The following is a 9,575-nucleotide window of genomic DNA, read 5'->3' on the forward strand; positions in this document are numbered from 1 at the left end:
ATACACCGGAGGCGACATATTCATTCCCTCTGGAACAACATTATGCCGCCAGGCAGATTACGAACAGATAAAATTACGCAGGCAGAAAATCTTCGCGCATGGGCGTAAAGGTATCGAGTAGCGTTCCCGGTTTTAAACAGACGCAGCCATGCATAATGTTGGGCTGTTTATATAGGGTATCGCCTGCCCTAACGACATGCTTTTCTTCGCCGATGGTAAATTCAAACTCCCCAGACAAAACGTAAGTCAGCTGCTCATGCGGATGATTGTGCATCGGGCCAATCGCGCCTTGCTCGAAGTTCACCTCAACCGCCATCATTTTACCGTCGTGAGCAAGAATGCGTCGGGTAACGCCATTGCCCAGATCTTCAAGAGAGGTCTCTTTATGAAAAATAAACATCTGGCCTTCCAGTAATTAAAACAATGTTTCATTAAACCTATATCAGAAAATTAAAAAAAGAAATGCACGCCAACAGATGTGGAAAGTTGATCACATCTTTGGTTCACTGGAGAGATAACAACAAATCAGGGGAAATGATGAAAACGATCGGTCTGTTAGGCGGTATGAGCTGGGAATCCACCATTCCTTATTATCGACTCATTAATGAAGGGGTAAAACAGCGTCTGGGTGGCCTGCACTCGGCACAGATTCTGTTGCACAGCGTAGATTTTCACGAGATTGAAGCCTGTCAGTCTGGCGGTGACTGGCAGCGGGCTGGGGAGATCCTCGCGCAGGCCGCCGCAGGGCTTCAGCAAGCCGGAGCGGAGGGGATTGTGTTGTGTACCAACACCATGCACAAAGTTGCTGAGGCGATTGAAACCGCCTGTGACGTGCCGTTCCTGCATATTGCCGATGCGACGGGTCGGGCCATACAAAAACAGCAACTGAACAACGTGGCGCTACTGGGTACGCGCTACACCATGGAGCAGGATTTTTACCGCGGACGTCTACAGACTGAATTTGGTATTAGCACGCTTATTCCTGAGGCTGATGATCGTCAGAAAATAAACCAGATTATTTTCGACGAGCTGTGCCTCGGTGAGTTCAGCAACGCTTCCCGCGACTACTACCTGAGCGTAATTGATCAGTTGGCTAAACAGGGCGCTCAAGGGGTTATCTTTGGCTGTACCGAGATTGGTCTGCTGGTTCCAGCCGAGCTAAGTCCATTACCGGTTTTCGACACCGCGGCAATCCATGCGCAAGATGCGGTGGCGTTTATGCTTTCGTCTGTGGATACAAAATAGCCTCCAGCGGATCGATAAGTCTCGGGAGATGGGCTTGCAGATGCGCCGTAAAAGCATCGACCAGCGCCGAGGCAGGGCGATGAAGTGGGTGGATCAGGCTGACCGTAAAGGGTACCGAAATGCTGAAGCGGCGGATAACCACTCCGCTGCTGGCATAATCCAGCGCGGTCAGTGGGTTTACCACCGAGATCCCCACGCCCGCCCGCACCATTGCACAAATTGAAGCGGCGCTGTGGGTTTCAATCACCATGCGGCGCTTCACCTGATGTTCGTTAAACAGGGTGTCCAGTAGCTGACGGTAACTGTCGGTCCGCGACAGGCTGATATAGTTCTCTCCCTGAAAATCCTGCGGCGTTAATACCGCTTTCTCGGTCAGCGGATGCCCCTGCGGCAGTACACACACTTCATCCAGCGCCAGCAATTCGGTGCGTTTCGTTCCGGCTGGCGTATGCAGCGTTTCCGTTAACCCCAGATCGTGGCGCTGCGCCGACAGCCACTCTTCCAATAGTGGTGACTCCTGCGGCACGATCTGAATGTTGACCTGCGGATAGCGCGCAAGAAATGGCTGCAGCAGCGGCGGTAAAAAGGACTGCGAAAATACCGGCAGGCAAACAATCGACAATTCACCTTGACGAAATTCGCGCAGGCTTTCGGCGGCGCTCACAATTCTGTCCAGGCCGTACCACGAACGTTGTACCTCTTCAAACAGACGTAAGCCTTGCACGGTTGGATGCAGTCGGCCACGCGTGCGTTCAAACAGCGTTAATCCCAGGACTTTTTCGAATCGGGCCAGTTCCCGACTGACGGTGGGCTGCGAGGTATGTAACATGCGCGCGGCTTCCGTCAGATTGCCTGCGGTCATGATGGCGTGAAAAATTTCAATGTGACGCAGGTTAACCGCGGGCATAAGCAATCCTCGAATGAGCTAATCCATATCATTTTTGCATAGACTCACGATAAAACGATATTTTTTATTCTTTTTGAGCTGTGGCGTAATCATAAAAAAGCCAATACCGGAGCACGCCATGCCACGCCCACTCAACAACACAGACACTGACCTGACCGCCGACAACCTGTTGCGCCTGCCTGCCGAATTCGGCTGCCCGGTGTGGGTCTATGATGCGCAGATTATTCGCGCGCAGATTGCCAAACTGAGTCAGTTTGACGTGGTGCGTTTTGCCCAGAAGGCATGTTCGAATATTCATATTTTGCGCCTGATGCGCGAGCAGGGCGTGAAGGTCGATTCCGTCTCGCTTGGCGAAATTGAACGCGCGCTGGCGGCAGGTTTTGTACCGGGCAAAGATGAGATTGTCTTTACCGCCGATATGATTGATGAAGCGACGCTCGCCCGGGTGCATGAATTGAGCATTCCGGTAAATGCCGGGTCGGTCGATATGCTGGAACAACTGGGCCAGCTCTCGCCGGGCCATCGCGTCTGGCTCCGCGTAAACCCTGGCTTTGGGCATGGACACAGTCAGAAAACCAATACCGGGGGTGAGAACAGCAAGCACGGCATCTGGTACAGCGATCTTCCGGCGGCGCTGGAGGTAATTCAGCGCTATAAGCTGAAGCTGGTAGGTATTCATATGCATATCGGCTCTGGCGTGGACTACGCGCATCTGGAGCAGGTGTGCGGCGCGATGGTGCGTCAGGTGGTGGAATTTGGTCAGGATCTGGAGGCGATCTCCGCAGGCGGCGGTTTATCAATCCCGTATCGCGAAGGTGAAGAGGCGATCGACACCGATCACTATTTTGGATTGTGGAACGCCGCGCGCGATAGTATTGCGCGTCATCTGGGTCATGCCGTCAAACTGGAGATCGAACCAGGGCGTTTTCTGGTCGCGGAAGCCGGCGTGTTAGTGGCGCAGGTGCGCAGCGTAAAAGAGATGGGCAGCCGTCACTTTGTGCTGATCGATGCGGGCTTCAACGATCTGATGCGCCCGGCCATGTACGGTAGCTATCACCATATCTCCGCGCTGGCGGGGGATGGTCGTTCTCTGCAACAAACTCCTCAACGGGAGACCGTGGTGGCCGGACCGCTGTGCGAATCAGGCGACGTGTTTACCCAGCAGGAAGGCGGAAATGTGGAAACCCGTCTGTTGCCTGCGGTGGTGCCGGGTGATTATCTGGTTTTGCATGATACCGGGGCGTACGGAGCGTCAATGTCGTCAAACTACAATAGCCGCCCGCTGCTGCCGGAGGTCTTGTTTGATAACGGCGTGGCGCGACTGATTCGTCGTCGCCAGACCATTGATGAGCTGTTAGCGCTGGAATTAATCTGAGTAAAGCTGGCCGGATAAGGTGCTTGCGTCACTATCCGGCTCTTTTTCATATTACTTAAAGTACGGTCCGAGCGTTACTGAGTCACGTAATACCAGTTTGCCGGTAAACGGAGGGATCGGCTCCACGCTCTCACCGTTGGCCAGACGTATAGCCTGGTCGATTGCCGTGGTTATCATGGTATCAATCGGCAGATAAACGGTAGATAACCCCGGTTCCAGCCATTTGGCGCTGGGCGCATCATCAAAACCAAACAGCGAGACGTCCGTCGGGATCCTCAGTCCGGCCTGATGTAACGCTTTTGATGCACCTAATGCCATGTCATCGTTACAGGCGAACAGGGCGCTGAATTTCACCCCTTCCTCCAGCAGTTCTCGACAGGCTTCATAGCCTCGCGTCATCGTGGAGTCGCCGTATTTAACCTTATCAGGATCCCAGGGAATACCGTTTTTTTCCAGAGCCTTACGATACCCCATCAGGCGGGATTTACCGGTAGGCGTATGGCCTGGCACGGTGATGCAAGCAATATCGCTGTGCCCCTGCGAGATCAGATAATTGACCGCCTGATACGCCGCGTCTTCCTGCTCAAAGAAAATCGCGCGATCGCGGGCCTGACTGACATCACGGTTGATGACCAGCAAGGGCATCGCAATGCTGTTCATCAGCGACATAATCGCCTTTTCACTCATATAGCGGGTATAAAGAATAATGGCGTCGCACTGCCTGTCGGCCAGCATTTGCACGGCTTCCTGCTCACGCTCCGGCGTGTCGTGACCATCGGTGACGATCAACTGCTTGCCGTGAGACTCCGTCTGGCGCGAGGCCTGTTGCAGCAGGCGGCCAAAGTAGAATCCATCAAATGTGGAAACCACCAGGCCAATGCTGTTGCTGGTGCGATTCGCTAAAGAGCGCGCTAAAAAGTTGGGCCGATAATCGAGTGCCTGCATGGCCTTGAACACTTTCTGGCGCGTGCTCTCTTTTACCTGACCCGTTCCATTTAGTACGCGCGAAACGGTCGCTTTTGAGACGCCTGCGTGTCGTGAAACGTCCAACATCGTAGTCATGACGCAATCCTGGTTAATCGTTTGACGATGAGTTCCCCGGCTCTGTCAGCGCCGAAACGGAATGGCGACGCACCAGAGTTGGGTTAAAGACGTGGGTAATTTCAGGTGCGGGTCGCTTCTCCGCCAACGCGAGCGCCAGTTCAGCGGCCTGGGTTGCCATCGTCACGATGGGATAGCGTACCGTGGTCAGACGTGGGCGCACATAGCGGGAAATCAGCACATCATCAAAGCCAATCAGCGAGATTTCTCCCGGCACATCAATGCCGTTATCATTCAATACGCCCATGGCGCCAGCCGCCATTGAGTCGTTGTAGCAGGCTACCGCAGTGAAGTTTTTGCCACGACCAAGTAACTCGGTCATGGCCTGTTCACCGCCGCTTTCATCCGGTTCGCCGAACGTCACCAGTCGATCGCTTACCGGTATATTGCTCTCCGCCAGCGCGTCGTAATAGCCTTGCAGACGATCTTCCGCATCAGAAATACTGTGATTGGAACACAGGTAGCCAATGCGCGTATGGCCCTGTTGAATAAGGTGTCGGGTAGCGAGCCATGCGCCGAAACGGTCATCGAGGGCAACGCAGCGTTGTTCGAATCCCGGCAGAATTCGGTTAATCAATACCATGCCGGGGATTTGCTTCATTAATGAAGCCAAATCCGCATCCGGGATGATTTTGGCATGGACAACAAGGGCCGCGCAGCGGTGGCGAATGAGCTGTTCAATCGCCTGACGTTCCTTCTGTTCATTATGGTAGCCGTTGCCAATCAGCAAAAAATTCCCGGTGTTATAGGCCACCTGCTCGACAGCTTTAACCATTGCCCCAAAGAATGGATCGGACACATCACCAACGACCAGGCCGATGGTTTCAGTGGATTGTTGCGCCAGTGCACGCGCATTCGCATTGGGGTGGTAGCTGAGTGATTCCATTGCACTCGTTACGGCCAGACGCGATGCTTCGCTGGCTTTGGGGGAATCATTGATCACTCGAGAAACGGTGGCGACTGATACACCAGCTAGTCGGGCTACATCCTTTATGGTCGCCATGATAGTACCTGTTGTGGGTAAACGCTTACATTCCGTCAGTGTTACGGAAAATGGCTGGCTGTTCAAGCAGATTGCCCGTCAGGACCTCGCAAATGTGAGCGCGCGCGAGCGAAGATAAGACAGAAAATAGAAAATGCTAATTTTTGCTTACACTTTGCGATGTGCTGTTGCGATTGTTCGCTGGTGGGAGAACTGAGCGGATTGCTAAAGTTGGGATCCCAGAGGTATTGATAGGTGAAATCAACTTTCGGGTTGATCACTAGAATTACACCAGCCTGCGCAGATGCGCAGGTTTTTTTTTGCCTTCAGCCTATCTGTAACAGTAACCGATAATTTACACAACTCGTTGCATTTGGGTTCATTCCTTTGCGTTTTCGTACTGGCGTATCTGGCTGCTGACGACCACAATCAAGATCCCAGAGGTATTGATTGGTGAGATTATTCGGTACGCACTTCGTACCTGTCTCTTGCACCGACCTGCGCGGATGCGCAGGTTTTTTTTCGGACTGTATTTACCTGTTTACCTGTCGCACCCATTCCCCAACTCGTATACTCTCCCACCATTAATGTTTCTATAATTAATGGCACAGGGAGTTGAGATGCTATTTGGCTTTTTTCGTAATCTGTTTCGCGTGCTTTTCCGCGTTCGCGTCACGGGCAATGTCAGCGCGCTACAGGGAGAACGCGTTCTAATCACTCCCAACCATGTCTCATTTATAGACGGCATCCTGCTGGCGCTATTTTTACCGATTCGTCCCGTCTTCGCCGTTTACACCTCGATCAGCCAGCAATGGTATATGCGCTGGCTAACCCCGCTGATTGACTTCGTGCCGTTAGACCCAACCAAACCGATGTCGATTAAGCATCTGGTCCGTCTGGTCGAGCAGGGCCGTCCGGTGGTGATTTTTCCCGAAGGACGCATTTCGACCACCGGTTCGTTGATGAAAATATATGACGGTGCCGGGTTTGTCGCCGCGAAGTCGGGAGCGACGGTCGTTCCTGTCCGCATTGAGGGGGCAGAGCTTTCCCACTTCAGCCGCCTGAAAGGTCTGGTTAAACAGCGATTCTTCCCGCGTATCCAACTGCACATTCTACCGCCGACCCAAATGCCAATGCCGGAAGCCCCGCGAGCTCGCGATCGCCGCAAAATCGCCGGTGAAATGCTACATCAAATTATGATGGAAGCTCGCATGGCGGTACGCCCGCGTGAAACGCTATACGAGTCGCTGCTGGCGGCAAAATACCGTTTTGGCGCGGGCAAAAACTGCATTGAAGATGTTAACTTTACGCCGGACAGCTACCGCAAACTGCTGACTAAGACGCTCTTTGTGGCCCGTATTCTGGAAAAATACAGCGCCGAAGGTGAAAAAATCGGCCTGATGCTGCCAAATGCGGGGATCAGCGCGGCGGTCATTTTTGGTGCCATTGCGCGTCGACGCATTCCGGCCATGATGAACTACACGGCGGGCGTGAAAGGGTTAACCAGCGCCATTACTGCGTCTGAAATCAAAACGATCTTCACTTCCCGACAGTTTCTCGATAAAGGCAAACTCTGGCATCTACCGGAACAGCTAACCCAGGTACGCTGGGTTTATCTGGAAGATTTAAAAGCCGATGTGACGTTGAGCGATAAGCTGTGGATTTTCTCACATCTGCTGGCACCGCATCTGGCGCAGGTGAAACAGCAGCCGGAAGAGGCTGCGGTGATCCTCTTTACGTCTGGTTCGGAAGGCCATCCGAAAGGCGTGGTCCACAGCCACAAGAGTATTCTGGCGAACGTTGAGCAGATTAAAACAATTGCCGATTTCACCGCCGATGACCGCTTTATGTCGGCACTGCCGCTGTTCCACTCCTTTGGCCTGACGGTGGGATTATTCACACCGCTACTGACCGGTGCGGAAGTGTTTCTTTATCCCAGCCCGCTTCATTACCGCATTGTGCCGGAGCTGGTATACGACCGGAACTGCACCGTGTTGTTTGGTACTTCAACGTTCCTCGGTAACTATGCGCGTTTCGCGCATCCGTACGATTTCCACCGCCTGCGCTATGTGGTGGCAGGCGCAGAAAAACTGCAAGACAGCACAAAGCAGCTATGGCAGGAGAAATTTGGCCTGCGTGTCCTTGAAGGCTATGGCGTGACGGAATGTGCGCCGGTTGTGTCGATCAATGTGCCGATGGCGGCAAAATCAGGAACGGTAGGGCGCATCTTGCCTGGCATGGATGCCCGACTGCTGGCTGTTCCGGGTATTGAGGACGGTGGGCGTTTACAACTGAAAGGCCCGAATATTATGAGCGGCTATTTGCGCGTCGAAAAACTTGGCGTGCTGGAAGTGCCGACGGCAGAAAATGCGCAGGGTGAGATTGAGCGCGGCTGGTATGACACCGGAGACATCGTCCGCTTTGATGAAAACGGCTTTGTACAGATCCAGGGGCGCGCCAAGCGTTTTGCTAAAATTGCCGGAGAGATGGTCTCGCTGGAAATGGTTGAGCAACTGGCATTGGCGGTATCTGCAGACAAAATGCACGCCACGGCGATCAAGAGCGATGCCAGCAAAGGTGAGGCGCTGGTGCTGTTCACTACCGACAGCGAACTCACACGTGAAAAACTACAGCAGTATGCGCGAGCGCATGGCGTGCCTGAACTTGCCGTACCGCGTGATATTCGCCACCTGAAGCAACTCCCATTACTCGGCAGCGGTAAGCCGGATTTTGTTACGCTGAAAAGCTGGGTCGATGAGCCGGAAAAACAACATGATTGAGTCAGCGCACACTAACACTTCAATCTGGTCCAAAGGGATGATGTCCGTCATCGCCGCGCAGTTTCTGTCGGCGTTTGGCGATAACGCACTGCTGTTCGCCACGCTGGCGCTGCTGAAGGAACAATTTTATCCGGACTGGAGCCAGCCAATCCTGCAAATGGTGTTTGTGGGCGCTTACATCCTGTTTGCGCCATTTGTTGGACAGATGGCGGATAGCTTTGCCAAAGGCAGAGTGATGATGTTCGCGAACGCCCTGAAACTGCTGGGCGCGGCGAGTATTTGCTTCGGCATTAATCCGTTTCTCGGGTATACGCTGGTGGGGATTGGCGCGGCCGCGTACTCACCGGCCAAGTATGGCATTCTCGGTGAATTGACCACCGGTGACAAACTGGTGAAAGCCAACGGCCTGATGGAAGCCTCCACCATCGCCGCGATTTTGCTCGGTTCTGTCGCCGGTGGCGTTCTGGCCGACTGGCATGTGATTGCCGCGCTTTCTGCCTGTGCGCTGGCCTATGCTGGCGCCGTGGTGGCTAACCTGTACATCCCGAAACTGGCCGCGGCTCGTCCTGGCCAATCCTGGCATCTGGGGAAAATGACGCGCAGTTTCTTCTGCGCCGCCTCTTCGCTGTGGCGCAACGGTGAAACACGTTTTTCGTTGGTCGGAACCAGCCTTTTTTGGGGCGCGGGCGTCACGCTGCGTTTTCTGCTGGTGCTGTGGGTTCCGGTGGCGCTCGGCATCACCGATAACGCTACGCCGACCTACCTCAATGCCATGGTAGCGATTGGGATTGTAGTAGGCGCGGGGGCGGCAGCGAAGCTGGTGACGCTGGAAACCGTGTCGCGCTGTATGCCAGCGGGGATCCTGATTGGCGTCGTGGTGCTGATTTTCTCACTTCAGCATGCGCTGCTTCCGGCTTACGCGTTGCTGATGCTTATCGGCGTGTCAGGTGGCTTCTTTGTGGTACCGCTGAATGCGTTGCTGCAGGAGCGGGGCAAGAAAAGCGTCGGTGCGGGTAATGCGATCGCGGTGCAAAACCTGGGCGAAAACAGCGCGATGCTGCTGATGCTTGGGATTTACTCACTGGCAGTGCTGGTGGGGATCCCGGCGGTAGCGATTGGTATTGGATTCGGCGCGCTGTTTGCGCTGGCGATTGCGGCGCTGTGGATTTGGCAGCGCCGCCAGCC

General features: G+C 54.1%; 8 protein-coding genes. 4 read left to right on the forward strand and 4 right to left on the reverse strand.

Translation table 11 applies throughout. The features are described 5' to 3' along the window. Positions 1–73: 73 nt before the first annotated feature. On the reverse strand, positions 74–400 hold the full coding sequence (locus tag FDW87_RS12180) for a cupin domain-containing protein (RefSeq protein WP_137379797.1): 327 nt from the start codon (positions 398–400) through the stop codon (positions 74–76). A gap of 137 nt (positions 401–537) precedes the next feature. Between FDW87_RS12180 and FDW87_RS12185 the strand changes: the two genes are divergently transcribed. Next, on the forward strand, positions 538–1,245 hold the full coding sequence (locus tag FDW87_RS12185; protein WP_047414387.1) for an aspartate/glutamate racemase: 708 nt from the start codon (positions 538–540) through the stop codon (positions 1,243–1,245). On the opposite strand, the gene FDW87_RS12190 is transcribed toward FDW87_RS12185, so the two are convergent. Continuing rightward, positions 1,217–2,152 (reverse strand): LysR family transcriptional regulator, encoded by a 936-nt coding sequence (locus tag FDW87_RS12190; protein ID WP_016157385.1) that lies wholly within the window; start codon positions 2,150–2,152, stop codon positions 1,217–1,219. The genes FDW87_RS12185 and FDW87_RS12190 overlap by 29 nt on opposite strands. A 118-nt stretch (positions 2,153–2,270) precedes the next feature. On the opposite strand from FDW87_RS12190, the gene lysA reads away from it, so the two are divergent. Next, positions 2,271–3,527 (forward strand): diaminopimelate decarboxylase, encoded by a 1,257-nt coding sequence (gene lysA / locus FDW87_RS12195; protein WP_016154282.1) that lies wholly within the window; start codon positions 2,271–2,273, stop codon positions 3,525–3,527. Between the two features lie 51 nt (positions 3,528–3,578). Here lysA and FDW87_RS12200 read toward each other — a convergent pair whose 3' ends face one another. Beyond that, on the reverse strand, positions 3,579–4,589 hold the full coding sequence (locus FDW87_RS12200) for a LacI family DNA-binding transcriptional regulator (protein ID WP_008785715.1): 1,011 nt from the start codon (positions 4,587–4,589) through the stop codon (positions 3,579–3,581). A gap of 13 nt (positions 4,590–4,602) precedes the next feature. Next, a complete protein-coding gene (gene galR / locus FDW87_RS12205) occupies positions 4,603–5,631 on the reverse strand; it encodes an HTH-type transcriptional regulator GalR (protein WP_016157382.1) in 1,029 nt (342 codons plus the stop codon). A gap of 599 nt (positions 5,632–6,230) precedes the next feature. Here galR and aas point away from each other — a divergent pair. Together aas and lplT are read left to right on the forward strand one after the other, a co-directional pair. Further along, entirely contained in the window at positions 6,231–8,390 is a 2,160-nt protein-coding gene (gene aas / locus FDW87_RS12215; protein ID WP_137379798.1) for a bifunctional acyl-ACP--phospholipid O-acyltransferase/long-chain-fatty-acid--ACP ligase, read from the forward strand. Then, on the forward strand, positions 8,383–9,575 hold a 1,193-nt coding region (gene lplT / locus FDW87_RS12220), incomplete at its 3' end, for a lysophospholipid transporter LplT (protein ID WP_137379806.1). The genes aas and lplT, both read left to right, overlap by 8 nt.

Source organism: Citrobacter sp. wls826 (assembly GCF_005281245.1).
GTDB classification, from domain to species: Bacteria; Pseudomonadota; Gammaproteobacteria; order Enterobacterales; family Enterobacteriaceae; genus Citrobacter; species Citrobacter braakii.

Coding starts and splice junctions, on each gene's coding strand:
- FDW87_RS12180 (WP_137379797.1), bottom strand. CDS start 400: ATGTTTATTTTTCATAAAGAGACCTCTCTTGAAGATCTGGGCAATGGC.
- FDW87_RS12185 (WP_047414387.1), top strand. CDS start 538: ATGAAAACGATCGGTCTGTTAGGCGGTATGAGCTGGGAATCCACCATT.
- FDW87_RS12190 (WP_016157385.1), bottom strand. CDS start 2,152: ATGCCCGCGGTTAACCTGCGTCACATTGAAATTTTTCACGCCATCATG.
- lysA (WP_016154282.1), top strand. CDS start 2,271: ATGCCACGCCCACTCAACAACACAGACACTGACCTGACCGCCGACAAC.
- FDW87_RS12200 (WP_008785715.1), bottom strand. CDS start 4,589: ATGACTACGATGTTGGACGTTTCACGACACGCAGGCGTCTCAAAAGCG.
- galR (WP_016157382.1), bottom strand. CDS start 5,631: ATGGCGACCATAAAGGATGTAGCCCGACTAGCTGGTGTATCAGTCGCC.
- aas (WP_137379798.1), top strand. CDS start 6,231: ATGCTATTTGGCTTTTTTCGTAATCTGTTTCGCGTGCTTTTCCGCGTT.